Consider the following 22,661-nt stretch of genomic DNA (forward strand, 5'->3'; position numbering starts at 1 on the left):
CGCTAGCTTCTCTCGGCCTCGGCCGTCGGAGAGATGTCCTCGGGGACGAGCATGATGCCGCCCGAGGAGTTCGCGGAGTCGGCCAACCGCTCGATCCACTCCCGGCTGAGCGTGGTCGGTTCGCTGTTGTCGAAGACGAAACGCAGGGGAATCGCCGGGTGCAGCCAGAGGGTGCTGCGTCCGCGCTCCTCGTCGTCGCGGTGCCGCCACGACAGCGTGAAGCTCTCGCCGCGGCGCAGTTTCGTCGAGATGACGACTTTGAGGTGGGCCAGGGCGCGGTCCTCGATGTGGACGGTCGTCCCGCTGCCACCGTAGTGAATGGTCCCCATGATGCCCACGATACGCCAGACCCCGCCGCCGATACGCGGCGAGATGCCAGGTGTCAAGACCGCCGGGCGTGGCGGCGGCGCCTGGCACAGTAGCCATATTTCACGGAAGGAGGGCGCCGTGACCAATCCCCCCGGTCCTCGGCATCCCGAATCGTGGAACGACCCGGACGACCTTCCGGACGTGTTCCAGGGCTTGATCGGAATCGACGTCATCGACGGCGAGCTGGTTCCCCGAGCGACGGCCGAACCACCCCGAGCGTGATGCTCCCAGCGGCCTCGTAGTCGGGTTCGCTACGGTCGAGACCATGCCGGACCCGCTGGAAGAACAGCAGATCACCGTCTCGAGCGCGGCTTTGAGGGCGATGCGCGACGAGTTCCAACGCTTCCTCATGGAGTACCGCTTCGGGCTGGCCGAGGTCGAGACCAAGATCTCGATCCTGCGCGAAGAGTTCCAGGAGATGCACGCGTACAACCCGATCGAGCACGTCTCGAGCCGCGTGAAGTCGCCGGACAGCCTGGTCGACAAGGTTCGTCGCAAGGGCATCGAGACCGACTTCGATTCGATCCGCGCCGGCATCACCGACATCGCCGGCATCCGCGTCACGTGCAGTTTCATCGACGACGCGTACCGGCTCTCCAACCTGTTGACGCGTCAGGACGACATCACCGTGCGCGACGTCAAGGACTACATCGCCCACCCGAAGGCGAACGGCTACAAGAGCCTGCACGTGATCGTGGAGGTGCCGGTCTTCCTGTCGACCGGTCGCGTCGACGTGCCGGTAGAGGTGCAGTTCCGCACGATCGCCATGGACTTCTGGGCGAGTCTCGAACACAAGATCTACTACAAGTACGACCGTCTGGTTCCCGACGATCTGCTCGCCGAGCTCAAGGACGCGGCGGACACCGCCGCCGAGCTCGATACCCGCATGGAGCGGCTGCACCGCGAGATCCGCGGCGCGCACCCCGGAGTGGTCTCGCTCTGACGCGGGCGACACAATGGGGTGATGAGCGACGACGACGCCCGCGTGGACGAGGTCGCCGCCGAACTCCTCCTCGTGCCCCCCTCGCGCTTCACCGCCGCCCGCAACGAACGCGCTGCGGCCGAGAGCAGAACTGTCGGGCGACGAGTCGCGAAGCTGCGCAAACCCACGGTCGCAGCCTGGGCGGTGAACCTCCTTGTGCGCGACGGGCGACTCGGCGAGGCCGTCGACCTCTCGCGCGCCCTACGTGAGGCGCAGGACGATCTGGATGCCGCGGAGCTCGGGCGGCTGGGGCGTCAGCGCCGTGAGCTGGTCGCGGCCCTCGCCCGCCGGGCGGGGGAGCTCTCCGCCGCGGCGGGGGTCCCGCTGAGCGGGGCGATGTCGGACGCCGTCGAGAAGACCGTGAACGCCGCGGTGGTCGACGCCACGGCCGCGGCCGCCGTCCTGACGGGACGCCTCATCTCGGCGATCGACCTCGCCGAGCTGCGGGACGGGGCGCTCGGAGAGGCCGTCGCCGGCTCCGTCCCGGACGGCATCCCGCAGGCCGCGCCTTCCCCCGACGATCTCGCCTCCCGTCGAGCGCGCAAGGACGCGGAACGGGTCGTACGGGAGGCGCAGCGCGTGAAGGCCGACGCCGACCGCGAGTATGCCGCCGCCGATCGGCGTGTGGACGCAGCGCGCGAGTCCGCGACCCGCGCCCGCGAGCGTGCAGAGGGTCTTCGCGTCGACCTGGAGCGCGCGGAGAAGAGCGCTGCCGAAGCGGACGCCGCGCTCACCCGGCGCACGACCGAGCGGACCCGCGCTCGCGCTGCCGTGCGGACGGCGGTCGAGGCCGTCGAGCGGGCCGAAGTCGCGCGTGACGAAGGATCCGACCGATGAGCGACTCCTCTCTCTCCGCGATCCTCGACCACGCCCGCGCACGCCTGTCCGACGTTCCGCGCGAGAGGCTCGGCGAGCTGCAGGAGGGCCGACGGCTCCTCGGCATCCCGAGGGCTGCTCGGATCTCGTCGCGCGGAACGGCCTGGCACCTGGGCGTCCTCCTGCTGACCGAGGACGCCCTTCTCGCGACGGGCGACATCGTGCGCTCGCGTCCGGAGGTTCGACGCGGATTCGCGGCGGAGTCACAGCGCCGCCGCGCGGAGCTCTCGGCCGCGGCGGCGAGGGGCGGCGTGCCGGAGGGCGAGACCGTGCACATCGGATGGCAGGCCATCGACATCGCCGGGGTCGGCGCCGCATCGACACCCGTGGCCGTTCGCGACGGGGAGCTCCTCGTCCGATGGAGTGCGGCCGGAGCATTCATGCCGTTGGGCCGGTACGTCGATGAGCGCATCGAGCTTCTGCGGCATCCACCGGAGCGGGCGTAGACACCGGCGCGCATAGTCGGGGGTGGAGCGGCTGTCAACAGCCGTGATCGCGGCAGTACCCGGAAACGACGCTGGTCTATCGTGAGCGACGTGCAGCAGGTATGGCCAGGATCCAGTTATCCCCTCGGGGCCACTTACGACGGTAACGGGACGAACTTCGCCCTGTTCAGTGAAGGAGCGGAAAAGGTCGAGCTCTGCCTCTTCGAGGAGGACGGAACGGAGACGTGCTTCGAGCTGATCGACGTCGATGCGTTCGTCTGGCACGCGTACCTTCCCAACGTCCAGCCCGGACAGCGGTACGGCTATCGCGTGCACGGCGAGTACGACCCCGCCAACGGCAAGCGCTTCAATCCCGCCAAACTCCTCCTCGATCCCTACGCCAAGGCCGTCGAGGGTCAGGTCGAGTGGGGGCAGCCCGTCTTCAGCTACGAGTTCGGCGACCCCGATTCGTTCAATGACGAGGATTCCGCCGCCCACATGATGAAGGGCGTGGTGATCAACCCGTTCTTCGACTGGTCGGGCGACCGGCAGCCCAAGATCCCCTACGCCGAGTCGTTCATCTACGAGGCGCACGTGCGCGGCCTCACTCAGCTCCACCCCGACGTCCCCGAGGAACTGCGCGGCACCTATGCCGGCATCGCCCACCCCGCGGTCATCGAGCACCTGCAGAAGCTCGGCATCACCGCCATCGAACTCATGCCCGTCCACCAGTTCGTCAACGACTCCACCCTCGAAGAGAAGGGGTTGTCGAACTACTGGGGCTACAACACGATCGCCTTCCTCGCTCCGCAGAACACCTACTCCTCGACCGGCGACCACGGTCAGCAGGTGCAGGAGTTCAAGGCCATGGTCAAGGCTCTGCACGCGGCGGGTATCGAGGTCATCCTCGACGTGGTCTACAACCACACGGCCGAGGGCAACCACATGGGCCCGACCCTCTCGATGCGCGGCATCGACAACGAGGCGTACTACCGCCTCGAAGACGATGACAAGCGCTATTACACGGACTACACCGGCACAGGCAACAGCTTGAACGTGGGCAACCCCCACACGCTGCAGCTCATCATGGACTCGCTGCGCTACTGGGTGCTCGAGATGCACGTCGACGGCTTCCGTTTCGACCTCGCCTCGACCCTCGCCCGCGAGTTCTACGAGGTCGACCGCCTGGCGGCCTTCTTCGAGCTGGTGCAGCAGGACCCGATCGTCTCGCAGGTCAAGCTCATCGCCGAGCCGTGGGACGTCGGTCCCGGCGGCTACCAGGTCGGCAACTTCCCGCCCCAGTGGACCGAGTGGAACGGCAAGTACCGCGACACCGTGCGCGACTTCTGGCGCGGTGAGCCGCAGGCTCTGGGCGAGTTCGCTTCGCGCCTGACCGGCTCGGCCGACCTGTACGAGCACTCGGGGCGCTTCCCCGTGGCATCCATCAACTTCGTCACCGCGCACGACGGATTCACGCTTCGCGACCTGGTGTCGTACAACGAGAAGCACAACGACGCCAACGGCGAAGACAACAACGACGGCGAGTCGCACAACCGGTCGAGCAACATGGGCGTCGAGGGGCCCACCGACGACCCCGAGGTGCTCAAGCGCCGAGCGCAGCAGCAGCGCAACTTCATCGCGACGCTGCTGCTCAGCCAGGGCGTGCCGATGCTGCTGCACGGCGACGAGCTCGGCCGCACGCAGGGCGGCAACAACAACGGCTACGCGCAGGACAACGAGATCACGTGGGTGGACTGGTCGAGCATCGACACCCCCCTGGTCGAGTTCACCGCGGCTCTGGCTCGCCTGCGCAAGCAGCACCCGACCTTCCGCCGCAGCCGGTTCTTCGACGGCCGCCCCGTGAAGATGGAGGAAGGGGCGCCGATCCCCGACGTGGTGTGGCTGCGTCCCGACGGCTCGCTCATGCAGCCCGAGGACTGGGACAACGGCTTCGGTCTGGCGGTGGGGGTCTTCCTCAACGGTCAGGGCATCCGCGAGCGCGACCGCCGCGGCGAGTCGATCAGCGACGACCACTTCCTCGTGCTGTTCAACGCCGGCGACGACAGGGTCGACTTCCGCCTCCCCGACTTCGAGTACGCCCCCAAGTGGGACGCCTACGTCGACACCGCGGGCGAGCGCGCGAACACCGAGCCGCTCGACCCGGGGCAGACGCTGCCGCTCGAGCCGAAGTCGCTCATCGTGCTGCGCGAGCACCACCTGCCCGAACCGGAGATCGACCACTCGGTCGCGGCCTCCCTCACGGCGCAGATCCAGGTGATCGGCACCGACGACATGCCCGGCCAGGCACCCAAGCCGGAGCTCTGAGTCCCATGCGGCTTCCGCTCTCGACCTATCGCCTGCAGATCCGCGAATCGTTCACCCTCGACGACGCCACCGAGGTCACGGAGTATCTCCGTGACCTCGGGGTTTCGTGGGCGTATCTTTCGCCGATCCTCGAGGCCACACCCGGGTCCGACCACGGCTACGACGTGGTCGATGTCACGCGCGTCGACCCCGCGCGCGGCGGCGCCAAGGGGCTCTCGCGCTTCGTCGATGCCGCTCGCGCCGCGGAGCTCGGCATCCTCGTCGACATCGTGCCCAACCACATGGGCGTCTCGGAGCCGCGCGCGAACGCGTGGTGGTGGGACGTTTTGCGCCAGGGCCGCGCCTCGGCGCACGCCGCGGCGTTCGACATCGATTGGGAGTTCGGTCACGGCAGGCTGCGCGTTCCGATCCTCGGCGCGGACCTGGCCGACGAGATCGGCGAGATCACGTACGACCCGACACCGGCCGACGACGCCCCCGACGGGCTGATCCGCTACTACGACCACGTCTTCCCCGTCGCGCCGGGAACAGGGACGGATGCCGCGGCGTCGGGCTCGAGCGAGGCCGTCGCCGCTCTGCTCGACGCGCAGAACTTCGAGCTACGGTTCTGGCAGGACGAGGCGGCCGACCTCAACTACCGCCGTTTCTTCGCCGTGACGACCCTGGCGGGCGTCCGCGTCGAGCTGCCCGAGGTGTTCGACGCCACCCACGCCGAGATCCTGCGCTGGGTGCGCGAGGGCCTCGCCGACGGCCTGCGCGTGGATCACCCCGACGGGCTCGTCGACCCCGGCGGGTACCTCGACCGGCTCGCCGTCGCTCTCGAAGAGGCGGGCGAGGGCGAGGTGGGCTACGTGCTCGGCGAGAAGATCCTCGAGCACGGTGAAGCGCTGCCCTCGTGGTGGAAGACCGCGGGGACGACCGGCTACGACGCTCTCGCCGAGATCGACCGCGTCCTCACCGACCCCGCGGGTGAGTCCGCTCTCGACGCTCTCGACGCGCGGCTGCGCTCCGACAGCGACCTTCCCGCCCTCACCGGCTGGCACGATCTCATCCACGACACGAAGCGCAAGATCGCCGACTCCATCCAGGTCTCGGAGATCCGCCGCCTCGTGCGCGGGCTCCCCGCGGTGCTGCGCGAAGAGTTCGAGGTCGAGGTCCTGCAGGACGCTCTGGCCGAGATCCTCGCGTGCTTCCCGGTGTACCGCTCCTACCTCCCCGCCGGCCGCGCTCACCTCGACGCCGCCGCGGGCGACGCCGAGGTGCGTCGTCCCGAGCTGGGCGACGTGATCGAGAAGCTCGTCCCGGTGCTCGCCGACACGAGCCTCGAGGTCGCCTGGCGTTTCCAGCAGACGACCGGCCCCGTGATGGCCAAGGGGGTCGAGGACACGGCGTTCTACCGTTACACGCGGTTGGGTTCGCTCACCGAGGTGGGCGGCGATCCGGGGGAGTTCTCCCTCGACGTGGCGGGCTTCCACACCGCGCAGGCCCTGCGCCACGCATCGTGGCCCACCGCCATGACCACGTTGTCGACGCACGACACCAAGCGCGGAGAGGACACGCGCGCCCGGATCGCGGTGCTGGCCGAGATCCCGGAGACCTGGGCCGCGCGACTCGAGGAGTTCCGCGGCATCGCCTCGACCGGTCACGGTCCTTTCGACGCGCTGCTCTGGCAGGCGATCGTGGGGGCGTGGCCGGCATCCGCCTCCACGCCCGAGGGCCTGAAGGTCTACCGCGAGCGGCTGCACGCGTACGCCGAGAAGGCGGCGCGCGAGGCGAGCGAGATCACCGGCTGGTGGGAGCAGGACGAGGCCTTCGAGAAGCGCATGCACGCGGTCGTCGACGCGGCCACCGGGCCCGCCGCCGAGCGCGTACGCGCCTTCGTCGACGAGATCTCGCCCGCGGGCTGGTCGAACGGCCTCTCGGCCAAGCTTCTGCAGATCATGGGTCCGGGCGTCCCCGACGTCTACCAGGGCTCCGAGCTGTGGGAGCAGTCGCTCGTCGACCCCGACAACCGTCGCGCGGTGGACTTCGCCGAGCGTCGTCGCCTTCTCGCGTCGATCGACGCTCCGGGGGCTCGTCCTCCGGCGGTGGATGCCACGGGGGCGGCCAAGCTGCTCGTGACCTCGCGCGCCCTGCGTCTTCGTCGGGAGCACCCGCTCGAGATCTACCGTCCGCTGGAGGCGGCCGGTGCGGCTGCCGACCACGTCGTCGCCTTCGACCGCGGCGGAGTGTTCGCGGTCGCGACGCGCCTGCCCCACGGACTGATGGCCGCGGGCGGCTGGCGCGACACGGTGGTGCTGCTACCGGACACGCCTGTCATCGACGTGCTGACCGGTCGATCGTTCGCGGGGGGCGCCGTGCCGGTGGCCGACCTGCTCGCGGTCTACCCGGTGGCCCTGCTGATCTTCTGACCCCCGTCTCCCGCCGCGTGAGGGGCCACTCCTTGTCGCCTCACGCGGCGCGGGGCGACACTTTTTGACCCCTCACGCGGAAGGAAACCCCCATGAGCATCGAGGTTTGGGCGCCGAAAGCCTCGCGGGTGCGGGTGCGCCGGCTGGACGACAGCGGCGACACGGTCGTCGAAGACATCGAGATGGAAAGCGCCGCCGACGGCTGGTGGACGGCGCCCGTCGACCTCGCCGACGGCGAGCGGTACGGCTTCGTGCTCGGCGACGGCGACGACCTGCGCCCCGACCCGCGTTCGCGGCGTCAGCCCGGCGGCGTGCACGAGGCGTCGGCCTGGTTCGACCCCTCGGTGTACGCCTGGAACGACGCCGCGTGGACGGGCAGGCAGCTCGCCGGCGGGCTGATCTACGAGCTGCACCTCGGCACCTTCACCCCCGAGGGCACCCTGGATGCCGCGATCGGCCGCCTCGACCACCTCGTCGACCTGGGTGTGACGCATGTCGAGCTGCTGCCGGTGAACGGCTTCAACGGCACGTGGAACTGGGGCTACGACGGGGTGCTCTGGTACACCGTGCACGAGGCCTACGGCGGGCCCGAGGCGTACCAGCGTTTCGTCGACGCCGCGCATGCGGCCGGTCTCGCCGTCATCCAGGACGTCGTCTACAACCACCTCGGTCCCTCGGGCAACTACCTGCCCGAGTTCGGCGAATACCTCCGCGAGGGCAGCCGCAACACGTGGGGCGACTCGGTCAACCTCGACGAAGACGCCGTGCGCGCCTACATCGTCGAGAACGCCCTGATGTGGATGAGCGACTACCACGTCGACGGCCTGCGCCTGGATGCCGTGCACGCACTGCTCGACCACCGCGACCCGCACGTGCTGCAGGAGATCGCCGAACGCACCGACGCCCTGTCGGCTCATCGCGGCATCCCGCTCACCACCATCGCCGAGAGCGACATGAACGACCCGAAGCTGATCCTCCCGCGCGAGGCCGGGGGGTACGGCCTGACCGCGCAGTGGTCGGACGACTGGCATCACACCGCGCACGTGGCCCTGACCGGCGAGACGATCGGCTACTACGAGGATTTCGCCGATCTCGATGCCTTCCGGAAGGTCAGCGAGGGCGGGTTCTTCCACGACGGCACGTACTCGTCCTTCCGCGAGGAGGAGCACGGGAAGCCCATCCCCGAGGACGTGCCGAACTGGCGTCTCGTGACCTTCGCCCAGGACCACGACCAGATCGGCAACCGTGCCGCAGGCGATCGTCTGTCGCAGACACTCGGCTACGACCGACTGGCCGCCGCCGCCGTTCTCACGCTGACCGCGCCCGGCACGCCGATGCTGTTCATGGGCGAGGAGTGGGGCGCCACGACCCCGTGGCAGTTCTTCACCTCGCACCCCGAGCCCGAGCTCGGCAAGGCCACGGCGGAAGGGCGCATCGCCGAGTTCGAGAAGATGGGCTGGGACGAGTCCACCGTCCCCGACCCGCAGGACCCTTCGACCTTCGAGAACTCGAAGCTCGACTGGGACGAGGTCGGCGATGGCGACCACGCCCAACTCCTCGCTCTGTACCGGGAGCTCGCGAAGCTGCGGCGCGAGCGGCCGGAGCTGACCGACCCCTCGCGGGAGGGCCTGTCGGCGAACGCACGAGAAGCCCGGGGCGGGCGCGTGTACGAACTCCGGCGTCGCGACCTCGTCGTGATCGTCAACCTCTCGGAGGTCGAGTCCTCGACGTCGGTGGCATCCGGCGCTCGCGTGCTGCTGGCGACGGCAGAGGGGGTCGTGTTCGACGGCTCCGAGGTGACGGTGCCGGCCGGGGCGAGCGCCATCGTCGGCCCCGCTCTCTGACGCTGCGCCGGACGGCCCCGCCCTCGCACGGGGCGGGGCCGTCTGTCTCGTTCCCGCGCGGGGTTGACGGCTCCGACGGCGGATGCGAGCGTGGGGTGTACCTCACGAAGGAGCGGAACATGGATGCCGGACTCGTCGCTGCCTTGTCCACCACTGGTCTCGTGGCGATCGCCGCCGCCGTGGTCATCCTCGCCGCGGTCCGACGCTCGGGCGGAGGGTGGGGGACTCCCCGTCACCGTCCCGACAGCGAACTCGGCCGCGCTCGTGAGCAGATCCAGCGGCAGATCGACCTCGGCCGCTCCTAATCCTCCGCCGGGTCAGCCGGACACGGCGAACAGGCCCGCGATGCCGAGCGCGTAGAGAACGAGCACGACGAACGAGTCCACGCCCATCCCGATGATCCGTCGTTGCGGGCGGAAGATCAGCCCGACCACGTACACGAGCGTGAGCAGGGCTGCCAGTGCCGTCAGGTAGATGTCGGCGCCGTCGGCCCGCGGGAGGACCGCGGATCCCGAGATGACGGTCGCGAGCAGGAACAGCACGGGCAAGAAGGCGTTGCCGCCGAAGATGTCGCTGATCGCGAGGTTGTCGTCGCCCTGCTTGATCGCCTCAAGGCCCGTCGAGATCTCGGGGAGCGATGTCGCGAGGGCGAGAACGGTGGCGCCGAACAGCACCCCGGACAGGCCGATCTGCGACGACGCCGCATCTCCCGCGCGTTCGAGGACGACACCGGCCACCAGCGTCGCGAGAGCGGAGACCGAGAAGATGATCGCCGCCTTCGTCGTGCTCATCTTCGTGCCGCTGTCCGCCTTCGACGGCTTCGGGCTCGCGTTCGGAGCATGACCGTCCTCGTGCCAGGGCAGGTGCTTTCCTGCGCGCTGCACCAGGATCAGCCCGACGACCCACAGCGCGGCGATGAGGACGACGTCGGGGGTCAGCCGCAGCACCTCGAGCCCGTCCGGCAGCTGGCTTCCGGCGATCACCACGGCCAGCACGGCCACCACGACCAGTCCCTCAAGGACGAGAGTGAGCGACGCCGCGCGATAGGTGAGCGGCTTCACCCCGCGCCCGCGCTTGCCGAAGGCGTCGAGGATGACGAGCACCACGGTCTGCAGGGCGATTCCACCGAGGATGTTGCCGACGGCCACCTCGAGGTTTCCCGAAACCGCGGCCGACACGGTGATGGCGATCTCGGGGAGATTGGTCGCCACGGCCAGCACGATCAGACCACCCAGCGCGCTCCCCAGGTGCAGGCGCGCGTCGAGGACGTCGGTGGCCCTGGACAGGTGGATTCCCGCCACCCACACCACGGCGGCGGCGGCGACGAAGACGACGACGAGCAGGGCGAAGGGGAGGGAGTCCACGCACTGATTGAACTCCCGGAACCCTCGGCATCCGCCCCTCTTGCGGGACGGATGCCGAGGGCCTAGGCGGTCAGTCGACGCTCGGGCGGATGAGGCGCAGCACGTTGACGATCACCGGCGGCAGCAGCACGACCGCGGCGACGATCAGCGCGGTGACGCCGATCGGCGCGCTCTGGGGCTCGCCCGTGAAACGCTCGACAGCCAGCCAGCTGAGACCCCAGGCCAGGGCGAGTGCGGGAGTGAGGCGCCACGAGCTCCGCCACGCGATCGCCAGGCCGATGAGAGCCACCACGATGAGGACGGCGATGCCGATGGCATCCGCGGCGTTCTCCCACTCCTTCGGCACGATGGTCGTCAGCCAGGCGGCAGTGTTGGCGACGGTGGCGAGGGTGACCCAGCCGAGGTGGAGGCCCGTGACGGCGTCGATGAGGACGGAGTCGACGACGCCGCCGCGCGGCTCGCGGGTCGAGACGGCGACGCGAAAGGTCCAGCCGAGGGCGGCGAGCAGAAGCGCGATGACCACGACCGTGAGGAACAGCGTGCCGAAGCGGGCCGCGACGAGCCAGAGACCGTTGAGGGTCATCGTCAGGGCGACGAGCCAGCCGAGGGCACGCTGGCGCGGGCTGGTGCGTTGGCCCGGGAGGGCCTGCCAGATCGCGTATGAGATCAGGCCGAGGTAGATGATCGACCAGATCGAGAAGGCGGGACCTGCGGGCGCGAGATACGAGCCGTCGGTGTTGAGCGCGCCGCCCTGCTGATCCTGCACGGCGGAGTTGCCGAAGGCGCCGGCGCCGATCACGGCGGCGATGAGCATGAACGACACCGCGGAGAGGACGACGATTTGACGAGCGAGGTCGCTGCCCCGCCGCTGAGCTGCTGTGTTCATACCCGGAATACTAGAAAAGCTAGCTAAATGAGCGGGTTGGGCTTGACATCGCGCGACGAACATCCGTCGACGGCGCGCCGTCGAGTGCGCTCCTCATTGGGGCGGCGGGCTCAGGCGGCGACGGCGCGCGCGGCGAAGGAGCGCAGAAGGCGTGTGGGCTGCTCGACGGAGGCGGTGCGCACGTGCGCCGAGACCTCGTCGAACGCGTCGGCGTCGAAGTATCCCGCGTCGCGGTAGACGACCATGCGCGCGACGAACGCGTCGGTCGTGGGCTCGGGATGAAACTGCGTGGCCCACAGCCCGGATCCGGCGCGATAGGCCTGCACGGGGCACGCATCGTTCTCGGCCAGCAGGGTCGCGCCCGGGGGAACGGTCGCCGTGCCCTCCTTATGAGCGGTGAGCGCCTCGAAGCGGGGTTCCAGGATGCCGAACAGCTCATCGTCGCGCCCCGCCTCGGTCAGCGCGATATCGGCGGGTCCCGTGCCCTCGGGATGCAGCAGACTCACCCGCCCGCCGAGAAGGCGCGTGACGACCCCGATCCCGAAGCACGTGAAAAGTGCGTTCGTACGACCCTCGATGGCCGCACCGGCGACACGCTCGAGGTCGCGCTCGAGGCGGCGCTGCTCATCGCTCTTGTGGGGATCGGTGACGTTGAAAGGGCTTCCGCCGACGACCACCGCGGCGTATCGGTCCAGATCCGCGGGGAGCGGCTCGCGGACGAGATCGTGGTGCACGAGATCGTCGTCGCGCACTCCCAGACCGTCGCGGAACGAGGCCCATTCGGCCACGGCCGCCTCACGCTGCGGGCGGACGCAGACGTAGAGCAGGGAACCGGTCATCCCGAAATTCTACGCGGGCGCCTTCTCGTGCGGTCAGGGGGTGACACGGAGTGAAACGTGGGTGCGCCGGCCCCCTCAGCGCGAGGATCGCGCGGTGCGACCGCGCACGATACCCACGAAGACCTCGACATCGGGGGTCGTGCGATCGCGGAGCCACGCGAGCGCAACGGTCGATCGCGGACCGTCCCGCAGGACGCGGTGCTCGACGTCGCGACGTTGGTGAGCCCGCGCGAGCGACATCGGCACGATCACGACACCGACCCCCGCGGCCACCGTCGCGATGGCTTCGGCGGTATCCGCCGGAGTGGCGAACGCCGGGGCGACGGCATCCGGTATCGACAGGTGAAAGACGTCGTCGGCGGCGGCGATGACGACCTCGCCCCGCAGGTCGGAGAGCTCGAGCTCGTCCGCGGCCGTCAGATGGGAGTCGGCCGACATCACCACGACGGGCTCCTCCTCGTAGAGGGGGATCACGTGCACGTCGTCGGATTCCTCGACGGGCAGCCGAACGAGAGCCGCATCGACGTCGTCGAGCGCCTCGAGCTGGGTCGCGACGACGAGCTCCCGCAACTCGAGAGGGACATGCGGCATCCGCTCGCGCCACAGGCCGATCCACTTTCCGGGGGTCGCCCCGGGGATGGCCCCGAGCACGAAGTCGCGCGGCACCTCGCGTGGCGGGGCCGCTCGCTCCGCTGGAGGCTTCGGCTTCGTCGTGCGCGCCCGCCCCGACGCGGCGGGCTTTGCACCGCCCGCACGCCGAGGTGCGCCACTGCGCCCGCGGGACCCACTGCCTTTCGCCATGGCTCCAGGCTAACCGCGGCACTAACGTGGGATGCATGATCGGCATCCTGGCACTCGTCTTCGCGGGACTCGCGGCCCTCCTGCACGTATACATCTTCGTGCTCGAGAGCGTGCGTTGGACACAGCCGAAGACATGGAAGGTGTTCGGGATCGCCGATCAGCAGACGGCGGATGCCACACGCCCGATGGCGTACAACCAGGGCTTCTACAACCTGTTCCTCGCGGTCGGCGCGATCGTCGGCATCGTCTTCTGGGTGGTGAACGGCATCGGCGACGTCGCGGGTCGCACCCTGTTGATCTTCTCGCTCGGCTCGATGCTCGCCGCTGCCCTCGTGCTCATCACCTCGGGGGCGAAGTACCTGCGTCCGGCCAGCATCCAGGGCACGCTGCCCTTGATCGGACTGATTCTGGCGATCTTCGCCTGACGCCGCGCGGCGACGCGAAAACCCGCACGCTTCGAAGAGTCGTGCGGGTCGTGGATGCCGCGGCGAACGCGCGTCAGGCTGCCAGCCGCAGTCCCCGACGGTCGGTCGCCACGGCCTCGCCGTCATTGATGATCTCGTCGTCGCCGATGAGCGAGCCCATCGCGATGCGCGCGTTGTGGCCGACCTGCGTGCGGACGCCGATGTGAGCGCCGGCGCCGATGACCGCCCCCGCGCAGATGTGCGCGTGCGGCTCGATGTGCGCCTCCGGGCCGATCACGGCGTCTGATTCGATCCAGGCACCGCGGCCGACACGAACACCCGCGGCGATCTGCACGCCGGGCTCGACGTAGGCGCCGTTCTCGACCAGCGCCGACGGGTGGACCTTCGCGCCGTGCGCGACGAGTCCGCGACCGTTGACGTGCTTGCGGTAACGCAGCGTCTCGCCGTGGTCGTTTTCGATGTCGATGTAGTTCTTTCCCACGATCCCCTCCGGTCGGTCATCGGGTTGAGCCGACATGTATCACAACGGGTCGGGAACGGTGTTCATTCCCTCGAATGCTTCTTCGTCGCCGGTACCGTGATCGGTTTCCTCGATGTCGAGGAAAGGGCGACGCGCGGGGTGCGACGTGGAGTCGTCCCCCTGTTCTCGCACGCTCGGAAGAAGGAGCCGGACGGGTTGACACGGGGCGCGAAGAGGGTCCGTCCTCTGCGGTGTCCCGCGTGGTCCCCCGCGGAGCAGCGGTTCGCGCAAGAGCCCCGGCCTCCGTCGGCCGCGTGCACGCCGTGTCAGCCGGGCTGGCAGGTGGGGCACCAGTAGACGTTGCGCTCACTCGTGGCGGAAGCGCCGAGGGACGTCGCGCGGATGGGTGTCCCGCAGCGGCGGCACGGGGCACCCTCTCGCCCGTAGACCCAGAACCGACGCCCGGGCCGGCTGTCACCGGTGAAGGTGCGTTCGGGGCGCGGAAGGTTGGCGCGAATCATCCGCTCGCCGAGCGCGATGGTCGCCTGAGCGTCGATATCGGTGGCGGGAGTGGTCGGAGCGATGCCTCGGACGAAGAGCAGCTCGTTCGCGTAGACGTTGCCGAAGCCGGCGACATTGCGTTGGTCGAGCAACGCGACGTGCGCTGCTCTCTCGTCGGCGGAGACGCGGCGGACGGCTTCGGCTTCGTCCCAGTCGTCGGCGAGGAGGTCGGGGCCCAGGTGCCCGATCACGGTGTGCTCGTCGCTCGTGCGCAGGACCTCGACCATGGCCAGATCGAAGCCGACGGCGTCGGCGCCCGCGACGCCGACGATCGCGCGCGCCTTGAACGCCTGGCGCCGCCAGCGTTCACCCGGACGGTAGACGTCCCACCGGCCCTCCATCTTCAGATGCGAGTGCAGGGTGTAGCCGCCGATGCGGTGCAGGAGGTGCTTGCCCCGGGCGGCGACCTCGTGCACCGTCTCGCCGCGCAGGTCGGCGGTGGCGCTCCCCGGCACACGGATGTCGAACCGTGTGACCACCTTGCCGGCGAGGGCCGCCGACAGCTTCGCGGCGGCACGGTAGACGGTATCGCCTTCAGGCACGGGCGGCCTCGCGCAGGGTGTCGCCGGCGGTGAGTTTGCGAAGCGTCAGACCCTTGGGCGATTCGACGAACCCGCCCTCGCGAAGAGCGCGGCCCACCGCGGTGCCGTAGACGAACTCGCCGTTGACCTGCTCGACGGTGAGGGTCTCGAGACGCCTCTTCTTGGCGGTCTCGGCGAGGTGGCGCGCCGCCGCCTGCAGCACCGCCTCGTCGTCGGTGAACGCGAGTGCGCTGCGACCGCCACGTTCGAGGTAAAGCGTGAGTTCACCGTCGACGAGCACGACGAGTCCGCCGGCCTTGCGGCCCGGCCGATGAGTGACCCCCTCGATCGCGGGCCAGCCGAGCGCGGCGCCGTGGGGGTTGGCGGGGTCGGTGGCGGCGAGCGTCACCGTGCGCAGGGGCGGCGGGTCGGCGACCGCCGCGAATTCGCGCAGCCGGTCCACGGTCGCCGAGGCCGCGAACTGTGCGGCGCCGAGCTTCTCGATCACGTACCCGCGTCGGCAGTGGCCGGCCTCTTCGAAGCCGGCGAGGATGCGGTACACCTGGGCGAAGCCGCCCGGCACGCCCTCTGACTGCACGGCGCCACGCGTGACGACGCCGTACCGGTCGAGAAGGAGGCTCGCCGTGGCCGTCGCACGGGTGGCGGGGTCCTGTTCGCGCTCGGGGAGGAGCGACCATCGTCCGCCCAGGGAGGGCGGACGCGGTGTCGAGGAAGAGCGTGGCATGGTGGCGCCGCGGTACATCCGAGCGCGAGGTGCGCGACGGGCGACACGGTGCGACTGGCCACCGCCGCTCAGCAGGGTGCGGACCGGGGCGAAGGTGTCGTTGGTGACCCGGCCCGCCCAGGTCAGCGCCCACAGGGCGTCGTTGACGGACTGCTCGTTCTCGGCACCGGCGAGCTGTTTCAGCTGCGTGGCGAAGTAGGCGCCTCCGCCCTCGAGAGCGGCGATGATGCGCGCCTCGAGAGAATCGGGCGCGGGATCGTCGGTGTCTTCGGGGTCTTGCAGGGTGAACGGCGCCGCCTCGGCCGGGTGCAGAGCGATCCATCCGTCGCGACCGGGAAGGGTGCCATGGCCCGACCAGACCACTTCTCCGGTGGCGGTGAGTTCATCGAGCAGCGCCGGGGAGTAGTCGAGCACCCGGGACGGCAGGACGAGCGATTCCCACGCGCTCGCCGGAATGGGAACGCCCGCGAGCTGCTCGATCACGGCGAGCACCCCGTCGATGCCCTCGAGCGGACGGCCCACGTGCTGCCACACGGGAAGGAACCGCGCGTACGCGGCCGGAGGGACCGGCTCGACGCTGCCGCGGATGGCCGCCAGTGAGCGCATGCGCAGACGGCGGAGAACCTCGACGTCGCACCATTCCGTCTCGTCGCCGCGGCTGCCGCCCGACGCCTCGGGAAGGAAGAACCCGCTCGCGAGGCGCCCCTGAGACTCCAGGCGCTGCAGCGTGAGCCGTGCGACCGCCACGCCGACGCCCAGGCGTTCTGCCACGGCATCGGTCGCGAACGGCGCGTGCGTGCGGGCGAAGCGGGCGACGAGATCGCCGAGGGGATCGGGGAAGGGTTCGAGGAACGCGTGGGGGATCCCGACGGGGAGAGCGGCGCCCAGAGCGTCGCGCAGGCGACCGGCGTCTTCGATTCCGGCCGTTCGTGAGATACCCGCGATGGTCACGCGAATCGCGCGTCGGTCGTCGACGAGGGCGGCGAGGTGCTGCTCGGCGTCGACCAGCGCGTCGCCGTCGGTGTCGAGCCTCGCCGCCACCTCGGTCGCGTCGAGGGGTCCGAGGATGCGCAGCAGGTCGGCCACTCCCTCGACGCCGCGGGCTCGGCGGTCGGGATCCAGGCGCTGCGCTTCGCGCTCGAACTGGGCGATGACGTCGGGGTCGAGCAACTCGCGCATCTCGACCTTGCCCAAGAGCTCGCTGAGCAGTGCAGGGTCGACCGACAGCGCCGCCGCTCGACGCTCGGCGAGCGGCGAGTCACCCTCGTACATGAAGGCGCCGACGTAACCGAACAGCAGATCCCGCGCGTACGGCGACGGCTGCGACGTCGTGATCTCGACGAGGCGGATCTTGCGCTCTCCGATCTGCCGCGTGAGGCGCAGAAGAGCGGGGAGGTCGTAGACGTCTTGGAGGACCTCGCGGAGCGTCTCGAGGATGATCGGGAACGCCGGATGCCGTTTGGCGACCTCGAGCAGTTGCGCCGAGCGCTGGCGCTGCTGCCAGAGCGGAGAGCGGCGGTTGGGATTCAGTCGGGGAAGGAGCAGGGCGCGCGCGGCGCATTCCCGGAAGCGTGAAGCGAACAGCGAGGAGCCGCCGACCTCGTCGGTGACGATCTGCTCGAGCTCGTCGGGTTCGAAGACGAAGAGGTCGGCTCCGGGCGGCTCCGCCGCCGCATCCGGAACCCGAGCGATGATTCCGTCGTCGCTCGCGACCGCCGCGCCCTCGACACCGAGACGTTCGCGGATGCGCGCGTTGACCGCGAGCGCCCACGGCGAGTGCACCTGCATGCCGTACGGGGAGTGCAGGATGATGCGCCAGTCGCCGACCTCGTCGCGGCTGCGCTCGACGGTGAGGGTGCGGTCGGTCGGGAGGGTCCCCGTCGCTTCGCGCTGCTCGGCGAGGTACGCGAGAAGGTTGGTGATGGCGTTGTCGTCGAGGCCGGATTCGCGCAGGCGCTCCTCGGCCGTGCCGCGGTCGGCGGCGGCGAGGTCGCGGGAGAACTTGCCGAGGGCCTCGCCCAGTTCGGCGGGGCGTCCGATGCCGTCGCCGTGCCAGAACGGCAGCTTGCCGGGCTGCCCGAAGGCGGGCAGCACGTTGACACGGTCGTGAGTGATCTCGACGATGCGCCAGCTGGTGGTACCGAGAGTGAAGACGTCGTTGACGCGGGACTCGTACACCATTTCTTCGTCGAGCTCGCCGACGCGGGCGTTCTGCGATTCTCCCGCCACGAAGACACCGAACAGACCGCGATCGGGGATGGTGCCGCCGCTGGTGACCGCGACACGCTGTGCGCCCGGCCGCCCGGTCAGCGTGCCCGCGTCGCGATCCCACACCAGACGCGGCCGCAGCTCGGCGAACTCGTCGGAGGGATAGCGACCGGCCAGCAGGTCGAGGGTGGCCTCGTAGGCGGAGCGCGGAAGCGAACGGAACGGCGCGCTGCGCTTGACCGTCTCGAACCACTCCTCGACGTCGATGGACCCGAGGGCCGAGGCGGCGACGGTCTGCTGGGCGAGGATGTCGAGGGGATTCTGCGGCACCGAGATGGCCTCGATACGCCCCGCCAACATGCGCTCGGTGACGACGGCGGTGTGCAGGACGTCACTGCGGTGCTTGGGGAAGAGCGCGGCTCGGCTGACCTCGCCGACCTGGTGGCCGGCGCGGCCGACGCGCTGCAGACCGGATGCCGCGCTGGGCGGCGACTCCACCTGGATGACCAGGTCGACGGACCCCATGTCGATACCGAGCTCGAGGCTGCTCGTGGCGACGACGCAGCGCAGGGTGCCAGACTTCAGCTCGTCTTCGACCTGAGCGCGCTGCTCCTTGGACACGGAGCCGTGGTGGGCCTTCGCAAGGATGGCGGCGACACCCGCAGAAGAACCCGCCTGCGCCATCGTGGCCGCGGGCACCGTGGGTTCGGGGACGTCGATGCCCTGCCGTTCGGCGTAGATCTCGTTCAGGCGACCAGTAAGGCGCTCGGCGAGGCGGCGCGAGTTGGCGAAGACGATGGTCGAGCGTCGCTCGAGGATGCGGTCGACGATCGCCTCTTCGACGTGCGGCCACACCGAGCCCGACACCTCGGTGCTCTCGGGGCGGTCGGAGAACCATTCGCCGTCACCCGCCTCGTCGGGGGCAGGAGACCCCGGTGGAGGAGGCGGATTGAGCATGTCGTCGACCGGGACCACGACGGAGAGGTCGAAGGCCTTGGTGGCCTTGGGAGCGACGATGTCGACCGGCTGCGCGCCGCCCAGGAACCGCGCCACCTCGTCGATCGGCCGGACCGTCGCCGAGAGGCCGATGCGCTGTGCGGGCTTGTCGAGCAGGGCGTCGAGACGCTCGAGGCTCACCGCCAGGTGAGCACCGCGCTTGGTCGCCGCGACAGCGTGCACCTCGTCGATGATGACGGTGTGCACGCCGCGCAGGGTCTCGGCCGCCTGGCTCGTGAGCATGAGGTACAGCGACTCGGGCGTCGTGATGAGGATGTCGGGCGGGGCCGTTACGAGCTTGCGGCGGTCGCTCGAGCTCGTGTCTCCCGAGCGCACTCCCACGGTCACCGAGGGCACTTCGATGCCGAGGCGGCGAGCGGACTGACCGATACCGACGAGGGGCGAGCGGAGGTTGCGCTCCACGTCGACGCCGAGAGCCTTCAGCGGAGAGATGTAGAGGATGCGGGTGTCGGTGGGGATCGCCTTGGGGGCTTTCGGCGCCGAACGCCGGCCGCGCGGCGAGGGAGCGGCATCCGGGACCTGGGGGCCCTTCTCGCGGAACACCCGGTCGATCGCGAAGAGGAACGCCGACAGCGTCTTGCCCGAACCGGTCGGGGCGACCACGAGGGCGTTGCGGCCCGACGAGACGGACTCCCAGGCCCCCTTCTGCGCGTTGGTGGGCGCCGAGAAGGCGCCACGGAACCAGTCCTGCGTCGCAGGACCGAATCTCTCCAGCACGTCGGCCATGCCGACATCCTCTCCCGGACCTCCGACATCGGGTCGGGGTTGACGTTCGCTCGCCGCGGAACGTCCTCGTCGTACGTGGTTTCCGTCGGCCGGTCCGACTGCCGAGAGATCGGGCGATCATTCGGGGAGCTCTCGCAGCCGTCCCTCTCGCAGCTCGAGCCGCAGATCGAGATCGAGTCGCGACAGGAACGCGTCGTCGTGACTGACCACCACCACAGCGCCCCGGTAGGCGCGCACCGCGGCGACCACCGCGTCGACGGTGTCGAGGTCGAGGTTGTTCGTCGGTTCGTCGAGCACGAGCAGCTGGGGCGGCGGGTCGGCCAGCAGCAGTCGGGCCAACGCCACGCGGAACCTCTCGCCCCCCGACAGCGACGACACCGCCCGCGTCACCGTGTCTCCCCGCAGGAGGAACCGTGCCAAGCGGTCGCGCACCTCTCCGGAAGGCGCGGCGGGTGACGCAGCCCGGACGTTCTCGAGCGCGGACGCGTCATCGTCGAGGCCGTCGAGGCGCTGGGGCAGGTAGCCGACCCGGTCCACGTACACGCGGCCATGGAGGGATGCCGGGTCATCGGTGCCGTGGACGAGGCGCTCGAGCAGTGTTGTCTTGCCGGCGCCGTTGGGGCCGACGAGGGCGAGGCGTTCGCGTCCCGTGACGATCCACTCGCGCTCGCCGTCCCCCACCGCGAGGACCCGACGCGCGGCGGCGTTGTCCGGATCGGGTAGGTCGACGCGCACCACGTCGTCGTCGCGAACGCGTGCGGAGGCCTCCGTGAGGGCCGAGCGCGCTGAATCCTCCTTTCCCTGCATCTGCGTGCGCAGACGCCCCGCGCTGATCTGTGCGGCGTTCGCGCGCGTCCCCGCGAACATCTTGGGAACGCGTTTCTCGATCTCGGCCTTGTGCGCGACGCGGGTGCGGGTGGCGAGCTTGTCCTGCGCCTGAATGCGCTCGCGCCGCTCGCGGCGGAACGCCTGGGCGGCGTCGCGTTCGGCGCGCAGGGCGGCCTCCTGCTCCGCGTCTCGATGCGCTCGCCACGCGCTGTACGGTCCGCCGACGACGCTCAGGGAGTGGGCGTACAGCTCGGCGGTGGCATCCATCAGCTCGAGAAGGCCGATGTCGTGGCTGACGACGACGAGCGCGCCCGGCCAGGAGCGCACGAGCTCGCCGACGCGCGCACGCGCCTCGCGGTCGAGGTCGTTCGTGGGCTCGTCGAGCAGAGTCACGGCCGCACGGGAGGAGCGCAGGCCGAGGAGCGCGGCGAGCGCGGCCTCGCCGCCCGACAACTGCCCGACCGTCCGATCGAGCGCTTGCGCCGGAAGGCCCGCGTCGGCCAGCAGTGCCTCCGCTCTCGCTTCGACGTCCCAGTCGTCGCCGACGGCGTCGAAATGTCGCGGATCGACGTCGCCGGCCTCGATGGCGCGCAGCGCACGGAGGGGCTCCTCCACTCCGAGGAGGGAGGCGACGGAACGGGCGGGGTCGACGGCGAGGCGTTGCGGCAGGATCGCAACCGGTCCGGAGGTCGACACCTGCCCGGACGTGGGGGCGATCAGCCCGGCGGCGACGCGCAGCAACGTCGACTTGCCGGCGCCGTTGCGGCCGACAAGGCCCGTGCGGCCGACACCGATCGAGCCCGACACGTCGTCGAGCGCGACGCTGCCGTCCGGCCAGACCAGGCGGACACGGTCGAAAAGGAGGGAGGAACGAGGGGAGGACACGAGAGGACTCCGATGGCGCGGGATGCGCGGACACCGGACCCGTCCGCGTCAGCGGAGGGCGGCCGAGGAAACGGCGGGTCGACGGGTCAGCGCGCGGACAGGGGCGCGGAAGCGTCGACGTTCTTCACCGGAGGAGACCTCGTTCTCGGGGGCGGGGGAGTGACCACGATAGTCGACGGGCGTCCCCTGCGGTACCCCGCCTCAGGTGACGGCGGCCCCGACCTGGTCGGCCAGACGCGCGTCGAGGAACGCCCGAACGTCGTCGAGTTCGTCTTGCGAGATGGAGTGGGTCAGCCCGGGGTACACGCGTCCGCTCAGTTCGCTGTGACCGGGCAGCCACTGCGACGTGAGGTCGACCAACGGTGCGGGTATGACGTCGTCGGCTGCGCCGCGGCCCCAGAACACCGGTGGCCGGCGCTGAGCGAGAACGGCATCGCCCGGGAGCTCGCCGCCCGCCGCGTAGCCGGCGAGGACGACGGCGAACGACACCGCGTCGGGATCGACGCGCAGGGTCTGCAGCGCGACAGCGCCGCCCTGAGAGAACCCGAGCAGGCCCACGCGCGCCGAGCCGACGGCATCCTGCACCCAGGCGAGAACCGCCTGAGCGGCGAGCGTGACGGCCGCCGGGTCGCGCCCGTCGAGTCCCTCGATCGGGTACCACGAGGCGCCGGGAGTGGGCCACGGCGGCGCGAGCGGAGCCCGCACGCTCGCGACGACGAAGGAATCGGGCAGATACGGCACCAGGCCGAACAGGTCGTGTTCGTCTGACCCGTAGCCGTGCAGCAGCACCAGCACCGGCCGGTCGCCCCGCTCGGCAGGCGACACGGACCACCGCACGACGGACGGATCGAGGGAGGGGTGGCTCATATCGCCATTGTGGCAAAGGCCTCCGACATCGCGGCGGGATCGGACCGCGGCGCTCTCCGCCGGGTGCGGTGCGGGTGCGGGAGGGGAGGAGATTCCGGGAGCGGAGGGTTCTCCGCCGCACGTGGGTCCTCCCGAGACCGGATTTCCTCCCGAGAGCAGGGGTCATCGCGGCGAGGCGGAGGGGAGGGAATACCGGGAGTGGAGGATTCGCGACCGCGCAGGACCTCCGAGGACCGAATCTCCTCCCGCGAGCGGCGGAGAACACGACCGGCACGCGGACCGCCCGCGCGGGACAC

At 70.2% G+C, this 22,661-nt stretch carries 19 protein-coding genes; 9 read left to right on the forward strand and 10 right to left on the reverse strand.

Annotated features, from left to right (window positions below):
* Nucleotides 1-2: 2 nt before the first annotated feature.
* Complete coding sequence (locus tag NE358_RS02120; RefSeq protein WP_103206827.1) at nucleotides 3-329, reverse strand: DUF7882 family protein; 327 nt, start codon at nucleotides 327-329, stop codon at nucleotides 3-5.
* A 118-nt stretch (nucleotides 330-447) separates the two neighbouring features.
* Between NE358_RS02120 and NE358_RS02125 the strand changes: the two genes are divergently transcribed.
* The 8 genes from NE358_RS02125 to NE358_RS02160 all read left to right on the forward strand — a co-directional run bounded on the left by NE358_RS02125 (nucleotide 448) and on the right by NE358_RS02160 (nucleotide 9,537).
* Entirely contained in the window at nucleotides 448-591 is a 144-nt protein-coding gene (locus NE358_RS02125; protein WP_170210644.1) for a hypothetical protein, read from the forward strand.
* A gap of 43 nt (nucleotides 592-634) precedes the next feature.
* Entirely contained in the window at nucleotides 635-1,312 is a 678-nt protein-coding gene (locus NE358_RS02130; RefSeq protein ID WP_103206826.1) for a GTP pyrophosphokinase, read from the forward strand.
* Between the two features lie 21 nt (nucleotides 1,313-1,333).
* Nucleotides 1,334-2,188 carry a transposase gene (locus tag NE358_RS02135; protein WP_289940939.1) on the forward strand — a complete coding sequence of 285 codons (855 nt, stop codon included), beginning with the start codon at nucleotides 1,334-1,336 and terminating at the stop codon, nucleotides 2,186-2,188.
* Nucleotides 2,185-2,673 carry a glutaminase gene (locus NE358_RS02140; protein ID WP_289940941.1) on the forward strand — a complete coding sequence of 163 codons (489 nt, stop codon included), beginning with the start codon at nucleotides 2,185-2,187 and terminating at the stop codon, nucleotides 2,671-2,673. The genes NE358_RS02135 and NE358_RS02140 overlap by 4 nt, the downstream gene beginning before the upstream one ends.
* A gap of 81 nt (nucleotides 2,674-2,754) precedes the next feature.
* Nucleotides 2,755-4,977 (forward strand): glycogen debranching protein GlgX, encoded by a 2,223-nt coding sequence (gene glgX / locus NE358_RS02145; protein WP_258027870.1) that lies wholly within the window; start codon nucleotides 2,755-2,757, stop codon nucleotides 4,975-4,977.
* Between the two features lie 5 nt (nucleotides 4,978-4,982).
* On the forward strand, nucleotides 4,983-7,388 hold the full coding sequence (treY, locus tag NE358_RS02150; protein ID WP_289940943.1) for a malto-oligosyltrehalose synthase: 2,406 nt from the start codon (nucleotides 4,983-4,985) through the stop codon (nucleotides 7,386-7,388).
* Nucleotides 7,389-7,480: 92 nt separating this feature from the next.
* Nucleotides 7,481-9,232 carry a malto-oligosyltrehalose trehalohydrolase gene (gene treZ, locus NE358_RS02155; RefSeq protein WP_103206823.1) on the forward strand — a complete coding sequence of 584 codons (1,752 nt, stop codon included), beginning with the start codon at nucleotides 7,481-7,483 and terminating at the stop codon, nucleotides 9,230-9,232.
* Nucleotides 9,233-9,351: 119 nt separating this feature from the next.
* The gene (locus NE358_RS02160) at nucleotides 9,352-9,537 is read left to right on the forward strand and encodes a hypothetical protein (protein ID WP_103206822.1); all 186 of its coding nucleotides are present in this window, start codon (nucleotides 9,352-9,354) and stop codon (nucleotides 9,535-9,537) included.
* A gap of 12 nt (nucleotides 9,538-9,549) precedes the next feature.
* On the opposite strand, the gene NE358_RS02165 is transcribed toward NE358_RS02160, so the two are convergent.
* From NE358_RS02165 to NE358_RS02180, 4 genes are all read right to left on the reverse strand, one after another.
* Complete coding sequence (locus NE358_RS02165) at nucleotides 9,550-10,596, reverse strand: sodium:calcium antiporter (protein ID WP_289940953.1); 1,047 nt, start codon at nucleotides 10,594-10,596, stop codon at nucleotides 9,550-9,552.
* 70 nt (nucleotides 10,597-10,666) lie between these two features.
* Nucleotides 10,667-11,482 carry a TspO/MBR family protein gene (locus tag NE358_RS02170; RefSeq protein WP_103206820.1) on the reverse strand — a complete coding sequence of 272 codons (816 nt, stop codon included), beginning with the start codon at nucleotides 11,480-11,482 and terminating at the stop codon, nucleotides 10,667-10,669.
* A 110-nt stretch (nucleotides 11,483-11,592) separates the two neighbouring features.
* A complete protein-coding gene (locus NE358_RS02175) occupies nucleotides 11,593-12,321 on the reverse strand; it encodes a glutamine amidotransferase-related protein (RefSeq protein ID WP_103206819.1) in 729 nt (242 codons plus the stop codon).
* A gap of 75 nt (nucleotides 12,322-12,396) precedes the next feature.
* Nucleotides 12,397-12,987, reverse strand: a complete 591-nt coding sequence (locus NE358_RS02180) for a LysR substrate-binding domain-containing protein (protein WP_289940957.1) — start codon at nucleotides 12,985-12,987, stop codon at nucleotides 12,397-12,399.
* Between the two features lie 170 nt (nucleotides 12,988-13,157).
* On the opposite strand from NE358_RS02180, the gene NE358_RS02185 reads away from it, so the two are divergent.
* On the forward strand, nucleotides 13,158-13,547 hold the full coding sequence (locus NE358_RS02185) for a DUF1304 domain-containing protein (protein ID WP_116238696.1): 390 nt from the start codon (nucleotides 13,158-13,160) through the stop codon (nucleotides 13,545-13,547).
* 73 nt (nucleotides 13,548-13,620) lie between these two features.
* On the opposite strand, the gene NE358_RS02190 is transcribed toward NE358_RS02185, so the two are convergent.
* The 5 genes from NE358_RS02190 to NE358_RS02210 form a co-directional block, all read right to left on the reverse strand.
* Nucleotides 13,621-14,028: a transferase gene (locus NE358_RS02190; RefSeq protein WP_103207095.1), complete on the reverse strand. Its 408-nt coding sequence runs from the start codon at nucleotides 14,026-14,028 to the stop codon at nucleotides 13,621-13,623.
* A 305-nt stretch (nucleotides 14,029-14,333) separates the two neighbouring features.
* Nucleotides 14,334-15,110 (reverse strand): DNA-formamidopyrimidine glycosylase family protein, encoded by a 777-nt coding sequence (locus tag NE358_RS02195; RefSeq protein ID WP_103206816.1) that lies wholly within the window; start codon nucleotides 15,108-15,110, stop codon nucleotides 14,334-14,336.
* Nucleotides 15,103-19,785 (reverse strand): ATP-dependent helicase, encoded by a 4,683-nt coding sequence (locus tag NE358_RS02200; RefSeq protein WP_289940962.1) that lies wholly within the window; start codon nucleotides 19,783-19,785, stop codon nucleotides 15,103-15,105. Before NE358_RS02200 ends, NE358_RS02195 begins: the two co-directional genes overlap by 8 nt.
* A gap of 117 nt (nucleotides 19,786-19,902) precedes the next feature.
* Complete coding sequence (locus NE358_RS02205) at nucleotides 19,903-21,498, reverse strand: ATP-binding cassette domain-containing protein (RefSeq protein ID WP_289940964.1); 1,596 nt, start codon at nucleotides 21,496-21,498, stop codon at nucleotides 19,903-19,905.
* A 201-nt stretch (nucleotides 21,499-21,699) separates the two neighbouring features.
* Nucleotides 21,700-22,365 carry an alpha/beta hydrolase gene (locus tag NE358_RS02210; protein WP_116238692.1) on the reverse strand — a complete coding sequence of 222 codons (666 nt, stop codon included), beginning with the start codon at nucleotides 22,363-22,365 and terminating at the stop codon, nucleotides 21,700-21,702.
* Nucleotides 22,366-22,661 lie beyond the last annotated feature (296 nt).

Source organism: Sphingomonas sp. G5 (assembly GCF_052660795.1).

What these genes read in the sequence shown, in the direction of transcription:
- NE358_RS02175 (WP_103206819.1), bottom strand. Translation starts at nt 12,321, where the DNA reads ATGACCGGTTCCCTGCTCTACGTCTGCGTCCGCCCGCAGCGTGAGGCG.
- NE358_RS02210 (WP_116238692.1), bottom strand. Translation starts at nt 22,365, where the DNA reads ATGAGCCACCCCTCCCTCGATCCGTCCGTCGTGCGGTGGTCCGTGTCG.
- NE358_RS02160 (WP_103206822.1), top strand. Translation starts at nt 9,352, where the DNA reads ATGGATGCCGGACTCGTCGCTGCCTTGTCCACCACTGGTCTCGTGGCG.
- NE358_RS02140 (WP_289940941.1), top strand. Translation starts at nt 2,185, where the DNA reads ATGAGCGACTCCTCTCTCTCCGCGATCCTCGACCACGCCCGCGCACGC.
- NE358_RS02135 (WP_289940939.1), top strand. Translation starts at nt 1,334, where the DNA reads ATGAGCGACGACGACGCCCGCGTGGACGAGGTCGCCGCCGAACTCCTC.
- treZ (WP_103206823.1), top strand. Translation starts at nt 7,481, where the DNA reads ATGAGCATCGAGGTTTGGGCGCCGAAAGCCTCGCGGGTGCGGGTGCGC.
- NE358_RS02170 (WP_103206820.1), bottom strand. Translation starts at nt 11,482, where the DNA reads ATGAACACAGCAGCTCAGCGGCGGGGCAGCGACCTCGCTCGTCAAATC.
- NE358_RS02130 (WP_103206826.1), top strand. Translation starts at nt 635, where the DNA reads ATGCCGGACCCGCTGGAAGAACAGCAGATCACCGTCTCGAGCGCGGCT.
- treY (WP_289940943.1), top strand. Translation starts at nt 4,983, where the DNA reads ATGCGGCTTCCGCTCTCGACCTATCGCCTGCAGATCCGCGAATCGTTC.
- NE358_RS02120 (WP_103206827.1), bottom strand. Translation starts at nt 329, where the DNA reads ATGGGGACCATTCACTACGGTGGCAGCGGGACGACCGTCCACATCGAG.
- NE358_RS02200 (WP_289940962.1), bottom strand. Translation starts at nt 19,785, where the DNA reads ATGGCCGACGTGCTGGAGAGATTCGGTCCTGCGACGCAGGACTGGTTC.
- NE358_RS02185 (WP_116238696.1), top strand. Translation starts at nt 13,158, where the DNA reads ATGATCGGCATCCTGGCACTCGTCTTCGCGGGACTCGCGGCCCTCCTG.